Genomic DNA, 18204 nt, shown 5'->3' with positions numbered 1-18204 from the left:
CCTGCTGGCCCCGGCCTACGTGGCCAGATGGCGGTCCGCGTAGATTTTCAGGGCGTCCCGCACGAATCCGGCGCCGGCCTCGCCACCGTAGTTCGCGCCGAAACGCGGGTCCGCCACATACATTTCGCCCAGTCCGGTGAGGTACCGGTAGGAGATCTCCTGGCCGCCGTTCGCACTGGCGAGCCAGTCGAACTGCCGCTGGGCCAAGGTCTGGGCTTCAGCGCTGTCGGCCGGGATGCCCGACGCTGCCGCGGCGGTCCAGGCCGCCATGAGGTCCTTCGTCCGGTCCATCCAGGCCGTACGTTCGCCCGAACTCAAATTGCGCCACCACTGGTCCCCCTTGGCATAGGCCTCCGCGCCCCAGCGTTCTTCGACCTCCTCTTTGTACTTCGTGTGCTCGAAACCATTGAACATTTCGTCAGCCATCAGCTGCTCGCCTCTTTCCCTCTTGTTGATTGTTGACTGGACCGACGCGATCTGGCGTTCGATCCGGTCCCGTTGCTGAAGCAGGATTTCCAGGTGACCGCGCAGTGCGGCAGTCGTTTCGGTGCGGCCGTGCACTACCTTGGCAATCTCCGGCAGACCCAGCCCCAACTGGCGCAGCAGCAGGATGCGCTGCAGCGTCAGCAAGGAGCCGTCGTCGTAATAGCGGTACCCGTTGTGGCCGATACGGCTGGGTGCCAGCAGGCCGATGTCCTGGTAGTGGCGCAAGGTTCTGCTGGTGGTGCCGGCGGCCCTGGCTACCTCCTGAATGGACCATTCCATGCGGCGGCCTCCCTTCTGCCTTCTTCATGTCCTTCACTATGCGTGTTGACGTAGCGTCAAGGTCAAGCCCTCCGGTAGCTCAGCCGCCCTTCGGAAATTCAGTCGGATTTCCGCGCGCTGGCTCTGGCGGAGAGGCATGGCGATACGATCGACAGCGTGACCAGACACCGTGACAGCAGTGCCGCAGCTGATGCCGCGGCGCCTCATGGTTCCGGCCCCTCCCGCGCTGACATCCGGGTGCCCGCAGCGCTGGCCTTGGTGTTGGCTGTGTTCGGCGGGATGGGACTGGCCGTGCAGGGACGGCTCAACAGTGAGCTGGGCGTGCAGCTGCAGGACCGGGTCGGTGCCGCGTTGATCAGCTTCGGCACCGGCTTCATCGCCGTGCTGGTGTTCTCCATGGTTCTTCCGTCCGCGCGGGCCCGCCTGCGCCGGGTACCCAGCCTGTTCCGGCAACGGAGGTACCCGCCGTGGTACTTGCTGGCCGGACTGATCGGGGCGTTTTACGTTTTCACACAGACCGTGGCCGTTGGTCCCATCGGCCTGTCGCTGTTCACGATCGCCGTGGTTACCGGCCAGCTGGCCTCCGGCCTGGTTGTCGACCGGCTGGGACTTGGCTCGGGCACGAAGATCCCGGTCAACGGTGTCCGTATCGCCGGCGCCGTGCTGGCCCTGGCGGCCGCGGTGACGGCGGCACTGCCGCATTTCGGAAACTCCCTTAACACTGGCTTGCTGGTACTGCTCATGCTGCTGCCGTTGGCGGCCGGGCTGATGCAAAGCGTTCAGCAGGGCATGCTGGGGCAGATCGCAACGGTGCACGGCAGCCCGGTCATCTCCACCCTGTTCAACTTCGGCGCCGGCACGTTGGCCCTGCTGGCGGTCTGGACAGCCCAGGCTGCGATCAGCGGGCAGGCCGGACTTCTCACCCCGCAGTGGTGGCTGTATACCGGTGGGCCGCTGGGGACGCTGGTGCTCGGCGCCGCCACACTCAGCGTGGCGAACACCGGCGTTCTGCTCACCAGCCTGGGCATGATCGGCGGCCAACTGGTGGGCTCGCTGGTCCTGGACATCCTCTGGCCTACGGCCGGAAGCCTCGTTGGCGGAGCAACCATCGCCGGCATCGTACTGACCTCGTTGGCGCTGCTCATCGCCTCCCGGCCGTGGCGCGGAAAAGGGCGGGCAGGCGGTTAGCGGAGCAGCTTCGGCTAGTAGCGTGGCTAGCTGGCTGACCGGAACGTTTCCATCTGCCGGTGGCGGCGCAGCAGGCTTTCACGCCGGTGGTTGTCGTCGCCGGCGGTCAGCTCAATGTGGCGTTTGCCAAACCGCCACAGCAGCACGTCGTCGAGCAGCCGGTCCGGACCGGGGGAGTAGCGGTGTTCCAACGCCTCGCGGACCCTGGTAATCACCTCCGCCTGGAGCAGGTCAACGAGATCTGTGGTGGTCTTCAGACCGTGGGCGGCCAGGAGCTCGGCCGCCCAGCCCCAGTCGTCGTCGGACTTGCGGTCCACGTGGGGCAGTAGCGTCTGCCAGACCTCGCGGATCCGCCGAGGTGTCAGCGGCGCTGCGCCTTCACCTTCCTCGTCCCAGTAACCGGTTACCGTCTCGTAGCGCTCATGCAGTTCCGAGAAGGTGGATTCCACTGCCTCGAGCATCGCGGCCGTGGCGGTGAACTGCCGGTCGAAGTAGGGACTCCACGCCCTCGGGTTGGAGGCTTTGAACCGGATGTCGTGCTCGATCTCGGACCACGCATGGGCCAGGATGGTGCGGATCTGGACCTCGAACACATGGCTGCCATTGGGCCTGGCCGGTTCGCCGAGCGCCTCCTGGAAGCGCTTGACCGCCGGGTTCTGGATGGTGCGGATGAGCAGATGCCTGCTGGAGTAGCCGTACGTGCCGGACTCGATGGAGCCGATGTCCTTCTCCCGGTCTGCGCGGATATCGAATTCGCTGCGCTGGCGTTTGATCAGGCTGGCCGTTTCGCGGATCTCGTGCGGCAGGCTGACGATCACCCGGACACCGACCATATCGTGCATATCGCGCAGCGGATCGGGGTATTCGAGAGTCGGTGTATCACCGGCGACGGCAGGCGGCAGAGTGCGGGAAGCCTTTTCCCGGAACGAGGCGACGGTCTTGGTCCGTGCCGTGACGAACAGCGGCTTCAGTTCCGTCTCCTGGAAGATGTCACGGATGGTTGTCTGCATCTCGCGGGTGACGGCTTCGAGCTCAGGGCGTACACGTTCGAACTGTTTGGTGCTGGCTATAACGGCCGGGCGCAGCTCATCATCCAGCCGGTCCCAATGCGTTCCCATGATCGGCTCCCTCGGGCGTGCGTCAGTGCAGGGTGCTGCACCACGAACAACCTACCAAGTCCTCCGGCGCCTACCGGTACTTGCGGTGCTGGTCCTCCTTCGTGGAGGGCCCTTCAGCTGGCTCGGAGATCCACGGTCCGGTCCCTTCGGAGGGATCGATGACACCGCGCTCAAGCCAGACGTAGTCTCCGTCCAGCACCTTGCCGGCCAGCCGCCGGTCCGGAGTGTCCGAGTTCCGCCAGAGTTCGGTGAACAGCTGCCGGACGCGCTCGCGGGACTGCAGGCAGAAGGCATCCGCCAGTTCGTAGGCGCTCTTGCCCTCGGCGGGATTCTGGCTGCGCAACAGCTCAGCCCTGCTGCAGACTGCGGCCATGGCAAAGAGTTCGGCGCCGATATCCACGATCCGACCCAAGAAAACCTGCCGGTGTTCCAGCTTGGCCTGCCAGCGGCCCATGCCTGCGAAGGTGTGCCGGGCGAGCTTCCGCGAGGACCGCTCGACGAACCGCAGATGCCCAGCCAACCGGCCGAATCCGCCGTACGACTTGGGGTTCATTCCCTGCCCGGCCAGCAACTGCGGCAGCCAGCGGGCGTAGAAGCCGCTGGCTCCGATGGCGGCCCGCGCCTTGGCAGCCAGATCCGCATCTGCCGAGGCAAGGTCACCGGCGGCGGCAAGGTGGGCGTCCACGGCCTCCCGCGCGATGAGCAGGTGCATGATCTCGGTGGAGCCCTCGAAGATGCGGTTGATCCGCAGGTCCCGCAGTTGCTGCTCGGCCGGCACAGCCCGTTCGCCGCGGGCGGCCAGGGAAGCGGCGGTCTCAAAGCCTCGTCCGCCGCGGATCTGTACCAGTTCGTCCGCAACCGTGTAGGCCATTTCGCTGGACCAGAGCTTGGCCAGCGCCGCCTCGATCCGCACGTCTTTCATGCCGGCGTCGGCCAGCGCAGCCGACAGTTCGAAGACCGACTCCAGGGCAAACGCGGTGGCGGCGATGAAGGCAACCTTCTTTCCCACGGCCTCGTGGCGGCCCACCGGTCGGCCCCACTGGACCCTCGCGTTGGACCATTCGCGGGCGATCTTCAGCGACCACTTCCCTGACGCGGCGCAGAGTGCCGGCAGGGCCAGGCGCCCGGTGTTCAGCGTGGTCAGCGCGATCTTCAGCCCCTTGCCTTCGCCGCCCAGCCGGTTGGCCGCCGGCACTGTGACATTGTCGAAGCGGGTCAGTCCGTTTTCGATGCCCCGCAACCCCATGAAGGCATTGCGGTTTTCCACCGTGATGCCGGCCGCGTCGGCTTCGACGACGAAGGCGGAAATGCCGCCCGGTCCGCCGTCGTGCGCCGGAACTTTGGCCATGACCACAACTAGTTCGGCGATGACCCCGTTGGTGGTCCAGAGCTTGCTGCCGTTGATCACGTACGATTCGCCGTCGTCGGTCGGGGTTGCCGTGGTGCCGAGCCGCGCCGGGTCGGAGCCAACGTCGGGCTCGGTGAGAAGGAACGCCGAGACAGCTCCCGCGGCGCACCTGGGCAGGAAACGCTGTTTCTGGTCCTCGCTGCCGAAGACCTTGACGGGCTCCGGCACGCCGATGGACAGGTGCGCCGAGAACAGGGCGCCGAGGCTAGGATGCACGGATCCCAGCAGCATCAGCGCGCGGCCGTAGTATGTCAGGGACAGGCCCAGACCGCCGTACTCCACTGGGATTTTCATGCCGAAGGCGCCGAGTTCAGCCAGCTCCGCCAGATACTCGTCCGGGATCTTCGCATCGCGTTCGATCCGGGCGCCATCCATGGTCCGCGCGTACTCTTCCAGCCGTGCCAGGAACGCGTCGCCGGCTGCCGCATCCTCGGGCGCGGGAACCGGGTGCGGGTGGATGAGGTCCATCTCGAAGCGGCCCAGATAGAGGCTCTTGGCAAAACTCGGCCGCGTCCATTCCGCCTCGCGGGCGGCCTCGGCCACAGCGCGTGCGTCCTGTTCCGTGACGGCGGCGCTCTGGCCGGTGGGCAGGTGCTGTTCAGTTCCGGTACTCATGGCAGTCCCCTTTGACCAGGGTCTGCCGCAGGCCGGAGACCCTTTAGCTGTCCTTCAATGTTACTCCCGGGTAGGCGTTTTTGTTACTGCCTGGTACGCGGCTGTGGGCAAGGCGGCCGAAGGGGTCGAAGCGGCGGCGGTTCGGACACAGGGAATCGCGACACGTTCTATCCGTACTACCGCGCGTACTTCGAGCAGAATATGCCGCGGAAGATGGGGCACTTTCCGCGCGAAACGTTCGAGGCCTGGGCCGGTCCCGGCGGTGGCTTGCTCGCCGGCAGCCCGCAGGAGGTCATCGACAAGATCATGGCGCAGTACGAGGTCTTCGGCCACGACCGCTACATGGCGCAGGTTGGCCTGGGCGGGCTGCCGTTCGCGGACACCGCCCGGTCCATCGAGCTGCTCGCCACCGAAGTGATGCCGGTGGTGCAAAAGGAAACGCACCCCGCCAAGCAGCCGTAACCGGCGGCCGGGCCGGCGCTTCAGCCCCTGCCGCTCAGTCCTCGGACGCTCAGCCCTCAGCCGCTGCCATGACGTCCAGGATGGCCGCGGCGCAGGCCTCCGGCTGTTCCCAATGGACCAGGTGGCCGGCGTCGGGGATGAGCGACTGCCGCCACGCGGGGTGGGCGGCCAGGAAATCCTGCACTATGTCCGGCGGGCGCGTGGCATCCCGGACTCCGGTGACCACGAGGGTCGGGGCTGTGATTTTGTCCGGCACATCCTCTGCCGCGCCGGTCAGGCCGGCCAGCATGCTCGAACGTACGACGGCGGCCGGCAGCCTGAAGGGGGCCAGGAACCTTTCGCGGTCCGCACCTTGCGGACCGTTTCCGCCGCGGAACCAAGCCGCGATCATTTCTTCCGCGGCTTCGTCGCCGGGCTGCTCCGGTCCGCCAAACAGGCGGGTGAGTCGCTCCACGGTTGCCTGCGAGGGCTTGACCGGGACCATCCCTACCAAGGTGAGCGTCGCCGTCGTGCGCGGAAAACGGGCGGCGATGGTGGCCGCGATGCTGCCGCCAAGCGAATGGCCCACCCAGTGCACCGGTCCGGCGGCGGCGAATTTGAGTGCGAAGTCAGCGGCGACGTTTTCCACCGTCCACTCAAAATCCGGCTCCAGCGGCCCGCGGTAGCCCGGCAAGTCCAGGTTCAGCACTTCGTGCCCGGCGCCGCGCAGGTAGCCGGCGAGCGGATTCCAGTAGCTGGCGGGGCATGCCCAGCCGTGCAGCAGGACGATCGGTGCGGACATGATTCGAGTATGCCTGAGCCGGGTATCCGGTGGCCTTTTTCCGGGGGAGTGGCGGCAGGCCGGCGTGGCGGGAAGCCTGGTCCAGTCAAACATCGGCCGCCAATTAGGGCAGCAAATCGTTTCTTAATCTGCGCCACAGTAGGCTAGCCTTACTTAAGTCTTTTTCGGTAGGTCAGGAGGTGGACTGTGGGAGCAGAGGTGTCCGTGCCAGCCCACACCGATCAGCGCCCCCGCGGCCCCGTGCCCGAGGGCGCTTCCGCTGGTTCCGAACACCTCGCCGCAGTGCCCGGGCCTCCGGCGAAGTCCGGAAACCGCCGTGCGCTCGCGGGCATCCCCGTGGTCCTGGCGATCCTGACCGTGGTCTGTTTCGCCTCGCTTTCCTTCGGGGCCCGGCCCATCAGCTTCGAAACGCTCATCGCGGCCCTGACCGATTTCGATCCGGCCAACGGCGACCATGCCGTGGTGCACTCGCGCATTCCGCGGACCGTGACGGCCCTGCTGGTCGGTGCGGCCCTGGGCGTTGCCGGCGCCGCGATGCAGGGCGTGGCCCGGAACCCGCTGGCCGACCCGGGCATCCTCGGGGTGAATGCCGGCGCGGCTCTGGCCGTGGTTACCGGCATCTACGTCTTCGGCATCAGCAATCTGACCGGCTACATCTGGTTCGCCTTCGTCGGCGCGGCGGTGGCCGCCGTCGTTGTTTATGGCATTGCCAGTTTGGGTCGCGAAGGCGCGACGCCGATCAAACTGGCGCTCGCCGGCGCAGCGCTCACCGCCGGACTCAGTTCGCTCATGAACGCCATTCTGGTTAGCAGCCAGGACACGCTGGACGCCTTCCGGTTCTGGCAGGTCGGCAACGTCAGCGGGCGCGGCTGGGACGTTATCCTGCCGGTCATTCCGTTTGTGGCGGTCGGCCTGCTGATTACGCTGCTCACCGGCCGGATCCTGAACAATCTGTCTCTGGGCGACGATGTGGCGCGCGGCCTCGGGCAGAAAGTAGGCCTCTCCCGCGCCATCACCGCTCTTGGAGTGGTCATTCTGTGCGGCGCGGCGACGGCGCTGGCCGGGCCGATTGCCTTCGTGGGGCTGGTCATTCCGCACATGGTCCGCGCGTTCACCGGGCCGGACTACCGCTGGATCCTGCCGTTCTCGCTGGTGCTGGCGCCGGTGCTGCTGCTGGGTGCGGACATCGTGGGCCGGCTGATCGCGCTGCCCGGTGAGGTCCAGGCCGGCATCATGACCGCCATCATCGGGGCGCCCGTCTTCATCTGGCTGGTCCGCCGGCGGAAGGCGGCGGGACTGTGAGCAAGGTTCTGCACGATGTGGATGCGGCCGATACCGTGAAGGCGGGGACGCAGAGGGATGGAAGTTCCCCTGCCGGAACGGGTGATGGGACGGCGGAGGGGACGCGAGATCGTTCCTTGGCTACGAGATCGTCCCTCGCGCAAGACATCCCGGACCGCGAAGAACGATCCTGTTCGGCGGAAGCCCAAACCACTGGTGCAGGGGCAGCATTGGATGGCGCAAAACGGTTCCCGGCTGCGGAAACGGTGCAGACCAGCACCGTTCTCGCAGACCACCACCGATCTGGCGCAGGGAAGGCCGGCACCGGTTCCACCGGCAAGCGCGCCCTCGGACTAAAGCGTCCCGCCGGCCGCAAGCGCCCTTCCGGCCGTAACCACCATTCCGCGCGCCAGCGCCGGCGCCGCGTTGTGGTCGCAGCGTTGGGCGCCGCCGTCGTCGTTCTCTTCTTTGTCAATGTCCTGCTGGGCAGCTACACCGTGACCATTCCCGACTTTTTCCGGCTGCTCGGCGGCGCGGACATCCCGGGCGCGAGCTTCATCGTGATGGAGAACAAGGTGCCGCGGGCGGTCACGGGCACGTTGATCGGCATGGCGTTTGGCCTGGCCGGCACGATTTTCCAGACCATGCTGCGCAACCCGCTGGCGAGTCCGGACATCATCGGGATCAGCTACGGCGCCAGTGCCTCGGCCGTGGCCGCCATGGTGATCTTCGGGCTGACCGGCGTGGCCGTCTCGGCCGCCGCGATGATCGGCGCGCTGGCGATCGCGTTGCTGATCTATCTGGTGTCGCACCGCTCCGGCGCGTCCGGCGGGGCCAGCGCGCGGCTGATCCTGATCGGCATCGGGTTCGCCGCGATCATGCAGGCCGTGGTCGGTTACCTGATGACGCGCACGGACATCCGCACGGCGCAGGGCGCGCTGGTCTGGCTCAACGGCTCGCTGAACTCCAGCAACTGGGACCGCGTGGCCGTGCTCGCCGCCAGCCTGGTGCTGCTGCTTCCGGCCGTGGCGATGCTCTCGCGCAGCCTCCGCGGCCTGGAAATGGGCGACGACGCCGCCGCCGGCCTGGGCGTGCGGGTGGGACCTGCTCGGCTGGGACTCGTGGTCACCGCGGTGCTGCTGGCCGCCGTCGCTACGGCGGCAGCCGGCCCGGTGGCTTTCGTGGCGTTCCTGGCCGGGCCCATTGCCCGCCGGCTGCTGGGCGGCGCCGGTTCGCTGGTGGCCGCGGCCGGCGTCGGCGCGGTGATCGTGCTCGCTGCGGACTTCGCCGCCGCCAACCTGATTCCCATGTTCCTGACCAACGGCACGGCTTTGCCGGTGGGAGTGGTGACCGGCGCCCTCGGCGCGCCGTTCCTGCTCTGGCTGCTGGTCACTACCAACCGCGTCGGCCGAGGAGGCTAAATGCGCACTCTCCAGTCCCGGAACCTCACGCTGGGCTATGACCAGCGCACCGTGGTGCAGGACCTCACAGTGGAACTGCCGGCGGGGCAGGTGTCCATCATTGTGGGCGCCAATGCCTGCGGGAAATCCACCCTGCTACGCGGGCTCGCCCGGCTGCTCAAGCCCACCACAGGCACGGTGATGCTGGACGGCAAGGACATCCACGCCCGTTCCACCCGCGAGGTGGCCCGGGTCCTCGGCCTGCTCCCGCAGACGCCCACGGCGCCGGACGGTATCAGCGTCGCGGAACTGGTGGGCCGCGGCCGCTATCCGCACCAGGGCTGGTTCCGCCAGTGGACTGCCAAGGACGACGACGCCGTGAACGCGGCCATGGTGGCAACGGACACCGAAGAGTTGGCCGGGCGGGATGTGGACGAGCTCTCCGGCGGCCAGCGCCAGCGGGTCTGGATCGCGATGGCCCTGGCACAGGAAACGGACATCCTGCTGCTGGACGAGCCCACCACCTTCCTGGACGTGACGCACCAGATCGAGGTGCTGGACCTGGTCACCGACCTGAACCGGCGCAAGGGCACCACCGTGGCCATTGTGCTGCACGACCTGAACCTGGCCGCGCGCTACGCCGACCATCTGATCGCCATGAAAGCCGGCGAGGTGGTGGCCGAGGGGCCGCCGTCGGGCGTCGTGACCGAGCAACTGGTGTGCGACGTTTTCGGGCTGGAATCCCGAGTGATTCCCGATCCGGTGTCCGGAACGCCGATGGTCGTCCCGGTAGGACGCCACCACAGCAACGGCGGCAGCATGCCGTCCGCAGCATGACCGCCGCCAAGCCCGCCCCTTCGAACGGAGAATCACGATGACGGCACTCGCCACCGAAACAGCAGTCACCCCCGTCCTGGCTTTCGACGTCGACGTCGCAGCCGTGCGGGAACTGTCGCCGAACTTCCGCCGGATCACCTTCACCGGAGAAGGGCTCAGGCTTTTCGGCGTTGACGGCCCCACGCTGGACCTGCGTATCAAGGTGGTGGTTCCCGCCCTGGACGCCGACGGTCGCGAGATCCCGCTGCCGACTTTCGGCGACCCCCGTGCGCCGGAATCCGGCCCGGGCGCCACCGCGCTGACCGGAGGCTGGTACCAGCACTGGCTGTCCCTCGACGAGCGCACGCGCGGCTCCATGCGTACCTACACGGTCCGGGACTTCCGCTACGGCGGGATCCCGGAGCTCGACGTCGACTTCGTGATGCATTTCGACGCCGACGGCAAGGGCGGGCCGGCCTCGATGTGGGCGGACCGGGCGGTGGCCGGGGACCGGGTCACGATCATCGGGCCCAACGCCGGCGCCGTCAACTGCACCACGGCGAAGAACTACGGCGGCATCGAGTGGCGTCCCGGCCTGGCATCGCACGTGCTTCTGGCCGGTGATGAAACCGCTGTCCCGGCGATCGCCGCCATCCTGGCCGCGCTGCCGGCGGACATGACCGGCAATGCCATCCTCGAAGTGCCCGACGCCGCGGACTTCCAGGAGCTGGTGACCGCGGCCAACATGGAAATCAGCTGGCTTGCGCGCGGTGACCGCCCACATGGCGAGCTGCTCGATGCTGCGGTGCGGAACGCCGTCGTTGTTCCCGGCGCCGGCCTGCGGCAAGGCGAGGGCGACGAGCCCGAGGACGTGGACATTGACAACGTCATTCTGTGGGAAACCACGGTGGAATCCACCCGGCCGTTCTACGCCTGGATCGCCGGCGAGGCCGCGGTCATCCGGGAACTGCGCCGTTACCTGGTGCGGGACGTCGGTATTGACCGCAAGCAGGTGGCCTTCATGGGTTACTGGCGGCAGGGCAAGGCCGAAGCCTGAGGACCACACGGGTTGGGCCTGCGCTGCCCGGGGTGGGCGAGAATTGAAGCATGACCATCGCCAAATCCGTCCTGCTCTTCGCCCTGGCCGCCCTCGCAGAGATCGGCGGCGCTTGGCTGATCTGGCAGGCGGTGCGTGAAGACCGGGCCTGGTGGTTTGCCGGGCTGGGAGTCATGGCCTTGGGCGCCTATGGCTTCATTGCCGCTTTCCAGCCTGATGCCAACTTCGGCCGGGTCCTGGCCGGCTACGGCGGGATCTTTATTGCCGGCTCGCTGGCCTGGGGCATGGTGATGGACGGTTTCCGGCCGGACCGCTGGGACTATATCGGAGCGGCGATTGCCCTGGCCGGCGTGGCCGTGCTCATGTATGCCCCGCGCGACAGCGCCTGACCCAGGCCGGACTCGGTCTGCTCAGAACAGCTCCACCACACCCCGCCCGGCAAGGCCCAGCGGCACCGGCAAACCTATTGTGCCGTCGCCCGTGCCCGGCAGAAGCAGCAGCATCCCGGCCGCGTTGAGGACAATCAGGTCCGGGGTTCCGTCCGCATTGAAGTCGCCGGGCGTGGCAACGGACATCACCCTGGCCCGGACTCTTCCCGTCGGCACGAGGTCCTCGACCTGCCCGCTGCCGGTCCCGGCCAGCAGCCAGAATCTGCCGGCAGCGTCCAGAGCCATGATGTCGGCCGTTCCATCGCCGTCGAAGTCGCCGGGGGAGAATACGCGGGCCGGCGTGCGGCTGCCGTGCAGGATCAGCGTCCGCGGCCGCAGGCCGGACGCGCCTCCCCGATGCAGCCACAGCGCCCCGCTGTCGTCGCCGATAATGACGTCGGGTCTGGAATCGCCGTCGAAATCGCCGGGCAGAAAGAAATCGCGCACGCCGGTCCGGCCCGAGCCGAGTACCCGGGGCTGCTTGGTCCCGCCGTAGCCGTCGCCGGGGTGCAGCAACAGTACGCCGTTCCGGTGCAGGGTGAGCATGTCATGGCGGCCGTCGCCGTCGAAATCGCCTGCCGAGTCCATTGCCCTGGCCTTGGGCCACTTTTCGGCGCTGGTACTTGCCGTTCCCAACCGGCCTGTCGGGGATGACGGAACGTACCATAGGGATCCGTCCCGCGTGCGGGCAAAGAATTCGCTCCGGTTCTCCGGAGAGAAGGTGCGTGAGTAGATCCGGACCGGCCGGGCCTGCGCCGGCGTCGTTTCATAGTCGTCTGCCGAAGCCTCGACATTGCCGGTGAGGGTCACGCCGCGCCAGTCCGGCGTCAGGGACAAGACCCGGTGGTAGCCGTCGGGGTGCCCGTCCAATGTGTCCCGCCAGCTGTAGTCGTAGGTGAGGACGGAGCCCGGTGCGGAGAATTCGAAGCCTTCCAAAGACAGCTCCCCGCCCACCACGGGCTCGCCCGCAATCACCGGCGGCGAGACAATTTCGATGTCCCGCGGCACCAGCCCGACGGCGGGAACGGCGGCGGCGGTGGGGGTACTGGCAGAGTGCGAGGGCAGCCTGCCGGCTTCCAAAACCGGCTGCGGCACAAACAGGCACAGCACGCAGACAATTCCGGCCAGCCGATGCTGGCCGCCGCGGGCCTGTGCATGCGCCATGTCTGTTCCCCGAAGGAAGCTGTCCGGATCCGCCCCGCCCGGACCTAGCAGAAGTACCCTCCAGCGTACGCCGCGGACTCTTCGGCGGGAACGGGCAGTTAACCTGCTGAAGTCTTTTCCGCGCACCCGCGGTCGGGATTTTGGTGTGAGACCGTTTATCGCTTCCCAAGCCTTTGTCACAATTGCCCTGCGTTGCGAAAATTTAAGCGATTGACGCAGTTTGCTTGCGTGGTGCCACCTCGGGGCGCTAGTGTGTGATCCTGCTCACCTGGAGGTGGGCAGTGCTTATGATCTGCGGCGGGAGAGTCCTGCCGGTACGTTCAGCAGGCGCCGTAGGAGCAAACCCTCCCCGGGAATCTCTCAGGCCCACGTACCGCCGCGGTTAGGCAACTCTGGAAAGCAGTCAGGCAGCAGTCTGGCTCACCGACGGTGCAAGCGGCGCCTGCGATAGCAGGGGACGCGGAATCTCTCAGGTCCACGACAGAGCGGGGAGGAACCCGAATCAAAGTGCTGCCGTTGTGGCACTTGAACGATGGAGTTCCTCATGACCATTCCACCTGCCTCCACCGCGATGGGTGAAGCCCCCCACCTTGAGCGCCAGCTCTCCAACCGCCGTATCGAGCTGGTCGCCGTCCGCGGGGCGATCGGCACGGGCCTGTTGATGACCTCCAGCAAGACGATCTCCGCGGCCGGTCCTTCCGTGATCTCCGGGTATACCCGAAGTCCGGCGCGAGGCCGAAGTCCAAGATAACTCCATTGCAGCGGAAACCACAGAATCCTGCTCGGGCAGGTTTCCGCAGCACCGCAGCCGCCCGTACCGCCGGACTCCGCCCGGACATCCCTGGGCATTACCGATTTCGTTCGTAGCGCTGATCAGCGCGTTCAAGCATAGGAGCACAACCCATGACCGACGTTCTTTGGTTTTCCGAACTTGGCCTGTCCGACCTTGAGAAGGTCGGAGGCAAAAACGCCTCCCTTGGGGAGATGATCCGCGGCCTGGCCACGGCCGGGGTCAGGGTTCCTGACGGTTTCGCCACGACGGCGGACGCCTACCGGCGTTTCCTGCGCGAGTCCGGCCTTGACGATCGGATCGCCGCGGTCCTCCACGACTTGGACAGCGACAACGTGACCGCACTGGGGCAGGCCGGCACCCAGATCCGGGACCTGATCCGCCAGACTCCGTTCCCGGCCGGTTTCGAGGAGCAGATCCGGGCCGCATACGGGCAGCTGGTTGAAAGCCACGGTGGGGATGGGGAGGTGTCCTGGGCAGTGCGCTCCAGCGCCACGGCCGAGGACCTGCCGGATGCTTCCTTCGCCGGCCAGCAGGAGACTTTCCTGAACATCCGTGGCGTGGAGAACGTCCTCCACGCGATCAAGGACGTTTTTGCCTCGCTCTACAATGACCGGGCCATTGCCTACCGGGTCCATCACGGTTTCACCCACTCGGAGGTTGCCCTCTCAGCCGGTATCCAGCGCATGGTCCGCTCCGACATCGGCACCTCCGGCGTGATGTTCACGATGGATACCGAGTCCGGCTTCGACGACGCCGTGTTCATCACCTCCTCCTACGGCCTGGGCGAAGCAGTGGTCCAGGGAGCGGTGAATCCTGACGAGTTCTATGTGTACAAACCTGCGCTGGCCGCGGGCCGTCCGGCGGTCCTCAAGCGCGGACTCGGCGAAAAAGCCGTCCAGATGACCTACACCGATTCCCGGGAGGTCGGCCGGACGGTCGATTTCGGACCCGTGCCCCGAGAGCAGCGCGGCAGGTTCAGCCTCAGTGACGCCGAAGTCGAGCAGCTCGCCCGGCACGCGGTGGCGATCGAAGCCCATTATGGCCGCCCCATGGACATTGAGTGGGGCAAGGACGGCGTGGACGGGGAACTGTACATCCTGCAGGCCCGCCCCGAGACCGTCCAGTCCCGCCAGGCCAGCGGTACCATTTCCCGCTACAAGCTCAACGAGCACTCCAAGGTCCTGGCCGAAGGCCGGGCCATCGGCCAGCGGATCGGCGCCGGCCAGGTGCGCGTGCTGACCTCCATCGACCAGATGGCCTCGTTCCAGCCCGGCGACGTCCTGGTGGCGAACATGACGGACCCGGACTGGGAACCGATCATGAAGAAGGCTGCGGCGATCGTGACCGACCGCGGGGGTCGCACCTGCCACGCGGCGATCATTGCCCGGGAACTGGGCATCCCGGCTGTGGTCGGCACCGGAAACGCATCCCGGATCCTGACCGACGGAGCACAGGTGACCGTCTCCTGCGCCGAAGGCGAGGCCGGACTGGTCTACGAGGGACTGCTCGATTACACGCTGCACGAAACCACGGTGGACACGATGCCGCCGGCGCCGGTTCAGATCATGATGAACGTCGGCACCCCCGAACAGGCCTTCGGCTTCTCCCGGCTCCCGCACAGCGGCGTCGGCCTGGCCCGCCTGGAATTCATCATCAACCGGCAGATCGGCATCCACCCCAACGCCCTGCTGGCATTGGAAGGCGAGATCGAGCGCCCCGCCGCGCTGTCCGACTACACGGTGCAGCAGATACGGGAAAAGACCGCCGCCTACGACGGGCCCCGGGACTACTACGTCCGCCGGTTGGCCGAGGGCATCGCGACCATCGCCGCCGCCTTCGCGCCGGAACCGGTGATCATCCGGCTCTCGGACTTCAAGTCCAACGAGTACGCCAACCTGCTCGGCGGCCCCGCCTTCGAGCCAATCGAAGAGAACCCGATGATCGGCTACCGCGGCGCCTCCCGGTACCTCTCGCCGTCGTTCCGCAAGGCGTTCGAGCTCGAGTGCGAGGCCTTGAAGTTCGCGCGCAACGAGATGGGCCTGTCCAACATCAAGCTCATGGTCCCGTTCGTGCGCACCCTTGAGGAAGCGCAGGGGGTGACCGAGTTGCTCGCCGCCAACGGCCTGCGCCGCGGTGAGGACGGGCTTCAGATCGTCATGATGTGCGAACTGCCGGCCAACGCCCTGCTGGCCGATGAATTCCTGGACTACTTCGACGGCTTTTCCATCGGCTCCAATGACCTGACCCAGCTCACCCTCGGCCTGGACCGGGACTCTGCGCTCGTCGCCGGCGGCTTCGACGAACGCAACCCCGCGGTGAAGAAGCTCCTGGAGATGGCGATCGCAGCCTGCCGTGCCCGCGGGAAGTACGTCGGCATTTGCGGCCAGGGCCCCAGCGACCACCCGGACTTCGCCGAATGGCTGCTGGAGCAAGGCATCAGCTCCATCTCGCTCAACCCCGACGCAGTGACGGACACTTGGCTGCGCCTGGCCCGGGCCGGTAACCGCTCCGCGGTCTCGAGTGCAGATCCGGGACAGACCCGTTGACCAACACCAGCGAACTCAAAACCACGGGGGCGGAGCGCGCACCCGCTCCCGTGGTTTTCTTCCTCTCGAACAGCACCGGCATCACCGCCGAGACCCTGGGCAACACTTTGCTGACCCAGTTTCCCGGCCGTCGGTTCGAACGCCGCACCATTCCCTTTATCACCACCACGGAGGAGGCAAGACGTGTCGTCGGCACGATTGACCGCCTCGCGGCGGCGGGCCCGCGGCCGATCGTCTTCTCGACGGCGGTCAATCGGGACATCCGCGCGATCCTCTCGCAGAGCAAGGGTCACTTTGTGGACCTCTACGATGCCCACATCGCACAGTTGGAGAGCGCCCTGCAGGCAACAGCCAGCGGAGAATCGGGTAGGGCCCACGGCGTTGGCGACGCCATCCGCTATCAGTCCCGCATGACCGCCGTCGAGTACGCCATGGAACACGATGACGGCCAGTCCATCCGCGCCCTCGGACGCGCTGCACTGATCCTTATCGCCCCATCGCGGTGCGGCAAGACTCCGACAGCAATGTACCTGGCGCTGCAGCACGGGATTTCGGCTGCGAACTTCCCTCTGATCGAGGAGGATTTTTCCCGGCAGTCGCTCCCGGATCCGCTGCTGCCCCATATCCACAAATGCTTTGGGCTGACCTCCCTGCCGGTCAGGCTGAGCCAGATACGCCAGGAACGCCGCCCAGACACTACCTACGCCTCGCTGGCCCAATGCAGCTACGAACTGCGCAACGCCGAGGAGATGTACAGGTCCAACGGGGTGCCCTACATGAACTCCGCCTCCATGTCGGTCGAGGAAATCTCTGCCACAATCCTCCAACGGATGCAGCTGAGCCATTGACTATCCAAATGCCGGCACCTCGCGGAACAGCCCGTCTGAAGCTGGACCCTAACCGTCGCACCGAAACGTTTGTTAATCTGTCAGGGTGACTTTTACTCAACGGTTTGTGGCGCTCGGGGACTCCTTCACGGAGGGCGTCGGTGATAAGGACCCGCAACTGCCCAACGGGGTGCGCGGCTGGGCGGACAGGGTGGCCGAGCAGCTGATGCTGGCGGACCAGGGCTGGGGTTATGCCAACCTGGCGATCCGCGGGAAGAAGATCCGGCAGGTGCTCGCCGAACAGATCGAACCGGCGTTGGCACTGGAGCCCACGCTCGTGACCATTTACGCCGGCGCCAATGACATCCTGCGGCCAAGTGTGGACATCGACGAAATGATGAAAGCGTACGACGGCGGCATCGCCAGACTTACGCAGTCCGGCGCCGACGTCGTGATGTTCACCGGTTTTGACTCCGCCGGATCGGCCGTTTTCGGCAAGACCCGGGGCCGCACTGCCATCTACAACGAGTGGGTGCGCGAAATCGCCGAGAAGCACGGCGCGCGGATTGTGGATTACTGGCGGATGCGGGAGTTCCAGGACTGGCGGTATTGGGACGAAGACCGGCTCCATATGTCCGCCGCCGGCCACACCCTCATGGCCAAGCGGGTGCTGGAGACGCTGCAGGCCGATGACCTTGTCGAGCTTCCGGAACTGCCGGCCTTGAGCACGCTGACGCGGCGTGAATCGCTGGTGGCCAACGCCCGCTGGGCCCGGGAGTACTTTGGGCCCTGGATTGCCCGCCGCCTGCGCGGCGTTTCCTCCGGAGACAGCCTGGCACCGAAATACCCGCAGCTGGCCAGGCTGGATGTGCGGGTGTAGCAGTACTGCTCCGGCCGGGTCTTTGGATCTGACGCGGCCGCCCCCGCGGAGGGCGTGAAAAGTTGAATCATCAAGTATGTGGCAGAATAGAGGTATGACTTCTGCACGCTGGCTTGATCCCGAAGAACGCCAGGCTTGGCTTGCCTTGCTGGCTGTAACTACCCTGCTGCCCGGCAACCTGGACGGCGCTTTGCAACGTGAGGCCAGAGTCACGCTCTTCGACTACAACGTCCTGGCCATGCTCTCCGAAGCGGGGGACCGTTCATTGCCGATGAGCGAACTGGCTTCACGCACCTACTCGTCCCTGTCCCGGCTCTCCCACGTGGTCAAGAAGCTGGAACTGCGCGGTTGGGTCAAGCGCAGCCCCTGCGCCGAGGATGCTCGGGTGACCATGGCCACCCTGACCGAAGACGGCTACTCGGCCATCGAGCAGCTTGCGCCGGCGCACGTCGAGTCCGTGCGTGATGCGGTTTTTGACGGGCTGGACCACAAGGACGTTGCCGATCTGGAGCGGTTGGGCAAGAAGATCGTCCAGCGGCTGGAACCGAGCAGCTGGGTACTGCGCGAGCCGCGCATCAACAGCTGAGCCCTCACTCGCCGGACCCTTATCGCCGGAAGGATTCCCGGTTTGGCTGAAACGCCGCCGGGCCCTAAGATGGAGAGGCGTTAAGTCAC

The 18204-nt window shown here is 66.6% G+C and carries 16 protein-coding genes, 1 pseudogene and 1 riboswitch; of the genes and pseudogenes, 12 read left to right on the top strand and 5 right to left on the bottom strand.

Annotated features, from left to right (window positions below; genetic code table 11):
- Window positions 1-15: 15 nt before the first annotated feature.
- On the bottom strand, window positions 16-765 hold the full coding sequence (locus tag AC5RWO_RS14785; protein ID WP_498732182.1) for a MerR family transcriptional regulator: 750 nt from the start codon (window positions 763-765) through the stop codon (window positions 16-18).
- Window positions 766-921: 156 nt separating this feature from the next.
- Between AC5RWO_RS14785 and AC5RWO_RS14780 the strand changes: the two genes are divergently transcribed.
- Window positions 922-1953: a DMT family transporter gene (locus AC5RWO_RS14780; protein WP_498732181.1), complete on the top strand. Its 1032-nt coding sequence runs from the start codon at window positions 922-924 to the stop codon at window positions 1951-1953.
- 26 nt (window positions 1954-1979) lie between these two features.
- Here the strand turns inward: AC5RWO_RS14780 and AC5RWO_RS14775 are convergent, their stop codons facing one another.
- A complete protein-coding gene (locus AC5RWO_RS14775) occupies window positions 1980-3071 on the bottom strand; it encodes a GTP pyrophosphokinase (RefSeq protein WP_498732180.1) in 1092 nt (363 codons plus the stop codon).
- A gap of 70 nt (window positions 3072-3141) precedes the next feature.
- Window positions 3142-5094, bottom strand: a complete 1953-nt coding sequence (locus tag AC5RWO_RS14770) for an acyl-CoA dehydrogenase family protein (RefSeq protein WP_498732179.1) — start codon at window positions 5092-5094, stop codon at window positions 3142-3144.
- A 201-nt stretch (window positions 5095-5295) separates the two neighbouring features.
- Between AC5RWO_RS14770 and AC5RWO_RS14765 the strand changes: the two genes are divergently transcribed.
- Window positions 5296-5556 (top strand): hypothetical protein, encoded by a 261-nt coding sequence (locus tag AC5RWO_RS14765; RefSeq protein ID WP_498732178.1) that lies wholly within the window; start codon window positions 5296-5298, stop codon window positions 5554-5556.
- A 49-nt stretch (window positions 5557-5605) separates the two neighbouring features.
- On the opposite strand, the gene AC5RWO_RS14760 is transcribed toward AC5RWO_RS14765, so the two are convergent.
- Window positions 5606-6337, bottom strand: a complete 732-nt coding sequence (locus AC5RWO_RS14760; protein WP_498732177.1) for an alpha/beta fold hydrolase — start codon at window positions 6335-6337, stop codon at window positions 5606-5608.
- Window positions 6338-6667: 330 nt separating this feature from the next.
- On the opposite strand from AC5RWO_RS14760, the gene AC5RWO_RS14755 reads away from it, so the two are divergent.
- The 5 genes from AC5RWO_RS14755 to AC5RWO_RS14735 all read left to right on the top strand — a co-directional run bounded on the left by AC5RWO_RS14755 (window position 6668) and on the right by AC5RWO_RS14735 (window position 11280).
- Entirely contained in the window at window positions 6668-7639 is a 972-nt protein-coding gene (locus tag AC5RWO_RS14755; RefSeq protein ID WP_498732339.1) for a FecCD family ABC transporter permease, read from the top strand.
- Window positions 7640-8046: 407 nt separating this feature from the next.
- Complete coding sequence (locus tag AC5RWO_RS14750) at window positions 8047-9039, top strand: FecCD family ABC transporter permease (RefSeq protein WP_498732337.1); 993 nt, start codon at window positions 8047-8049, stop codon at window positions 9037-9039.
- Window positions 9040-9855 carry an ABC transporter ATP-binding protein gene (locus tag AC5RWO_RS14745; protein ID WP_498732176.1) on the top strand — a complete coding sequence of 272 codons (816 nt, stop codon included), beginning with the start codon at window positions 9040-9042 and terminating at the stop codon, window positions 9853-9855.
- A gap of 37 nt (window positions 9856-9892) precedes the next feature.
- The gene (locus AC5RWO_RS14740; protein ID WP_498732174.1) at window positions 9893-10891 is read left to right on the top strand and encodes a siderophore-interacting protein; all 999 of its coding nucleotides are present in this window, start codon (window positions 9893-9895) and stop codon (window positions 10889-10891) included.
- 50 nt (window positions 10892-10941) lie between these two features.
- A complete protein-coding gene (locus tag AC5RWO_RS14735; RefSeq protein ID WP_498732173.1) occupies window positions 10942-11280 on the top strand; it encodes a YnfA family protein in 339 nt (112 codons plus the stop codon).
- Between the two features lie 21 nt (window positions 11281-11301).
- Here AC5RWO_RS14735 and AC5RWO_RS14730 read toward each other — a convergent pair whose 3' ends face one another.
- Complete coding sequence (locus AC5RWO_RS14730; RefSeq protein ID WP_498732172.1) at window positions 11302-12483, bottom strand: FG-GAP repeat domain-containing protein; 1182 nt, start codon at window positions 12481-12483, stop codon at window positions 11302-11304.
- Window positions 12484-12771: 288 nt separating this feature from the next.
- A riboswitch (glycine riboswitch) is annotated at window positions 12772-12869 on the top strand.
- 158 nt (window positions 12870-13027) lie between these two features.
- Between AC5RWO_RS14730 and AC5RWO_RS14725 the strand changes: the two are divergent.
- The 5 genes and pseudogenes from AC5RWO_RS14725 to AC5RWO_RS14705 all read left to right on the top strand — a co-directional run.
- A pseudogene (locus tag AC5RWO_RS14725) lies at window positions 13028-13198 on the top strand (D-serine/D-alanine/glycine transporter); the annotation flags it as partial.
- 188 nt (window positions 13199-13386) lie between these two features.
- Complete coding sequence (gene ppsA / locus AC5RWO_RS14720) at window positions 13387-15822, top strand: phosphoenolpyruvate synthase (RefSeq protein ID WP_498732170.1); 2436 nt, start codon at window positions 13387-13389, stop codon at window positions 15820-15822.
- Window positions 15819-16670 carry a pyruvate, water dikinase regulatory protein gene (locus tag AC5RWO_RS14715; protein WP_498732169.1) on the top strand — a complete coding sequence of 284 codons (852 nt, stop codon included), beginning with the start codon at window positions 15819-15821 and terminating at the stop codon, window positions 16668-16670. Before ppsA ends, AC5RWO_RS14715 begins: the two co-directional genes overlap by 4 nt.
- 85 nt (window positions 16671-16755) lie before the next feature.
- Window positions 16756-17529: an SGNH/GDSL hydrolase family protein gene (locus AC5RWO_RS14710; protein WP_498732168.1), complete on the top strand. Its 774-nt coding sequence runs from the start codon at window positions 16756-16758 to the stop codon at window positions 17527-17529.
- Between the two features lie 94 nt (window positions 17530-17623).
- Entirely contained in the window at window positions 17624-18115 is a 492-nt protein-coding gene (locus tag AC5RWO_RS14705) for a MarR family winged helix-turn-helix transcriptional regulator (RefSeq protein ID WP_498732167.1), read from the top strand.
- Window positions 18116-18204: the final 89 nt, after the last annotated feature.

Source organism: Arthrobacter sp. B055-34 (assembly GCF_059090425.1).
The sequence above is the reverse complement of the archived record's forward strand: the minus strand, read 5'-3'. Positions and strand labels throughout refer to the sequence as shown.

Coding starts and splice junctions, on each gene's coding strand:
- AC5RWO_RS14785 (WP_498732182.1), bottom strand. CDS start 765: ATGGAATGGTCCATTCAGGAGGTAGCCAGGGCCGCCGGCACCACCAGC.
- AC5RWO_RS14775 (WP_498732180.1), bottom strand. CDS start 3,071: ATGGGAACGCATTGGGACCGGCTGGATGATGAGCTGCGCCCGGCCGTT.
- AC5RWO_RS14770 (WP_498732179.1), bottom strand. CDS start 5,094: ATGAGTACCGGAACTGAACAGCACCTGCCCACCGGCCAGAGCGCCGCC.
- AC5RWO_RS14765 (WP_498732178.1), top strand. CDS start 5,296: ATGCCGCGGAAGATGGGGCACTTTCCGCGCGAAACGTTCGAGGCCTGG.
- AC5RWO_RS14760 (WP_498732177.1), bottom strand. CDS start 6,337: ATGTCCGCACCGATCGTCCTGCTGCACGGCTGGGCATGCCCCGCCAGC.
- AC5RWO_RS14745 (WP_498732176.1), top strand. CDS start 9,040: ATGCGCACTCTCCAGTCCCGGAACCTCACGCTGGGCTATGACCAGCGC.
- AC5RWO_RS14740 (WP_498732174.1), top strand. CDS start 9,893: ATGACGGCACTCGCCACCGAAACAGCAGTCACCCCCGTCCTGGCTTTC.
- AC5RWO_RS14735 (WP_498732173.1), top strand. CDS start 10,942: ATGACCATCGCCAAATCCGTCCTGCTCTTCGCCCTGGCCGCCCTCGCA.
- AC5RWO_RS14730 (WP_498732172.1), bottom strand. CDS start 12,483: ATGGCGCATGCACAGGCCCGCGGCGGCCAGCATCGGCTGGCCGGAATT.
- ppsA (WP_498732170.1), top strand. CDS start 13,387: ATGACCGACGTTCTTTGGTTTTCCGAACTTGGCCTGTCCGACCTTGAG.
- AC5RWO_RS14705 (WP_498732167.1), top strand. CDS start 17,624: ATGACTTCTGCACGCTGGCTTGATCCCGAAGAACGCCAGGCTTGGCTT.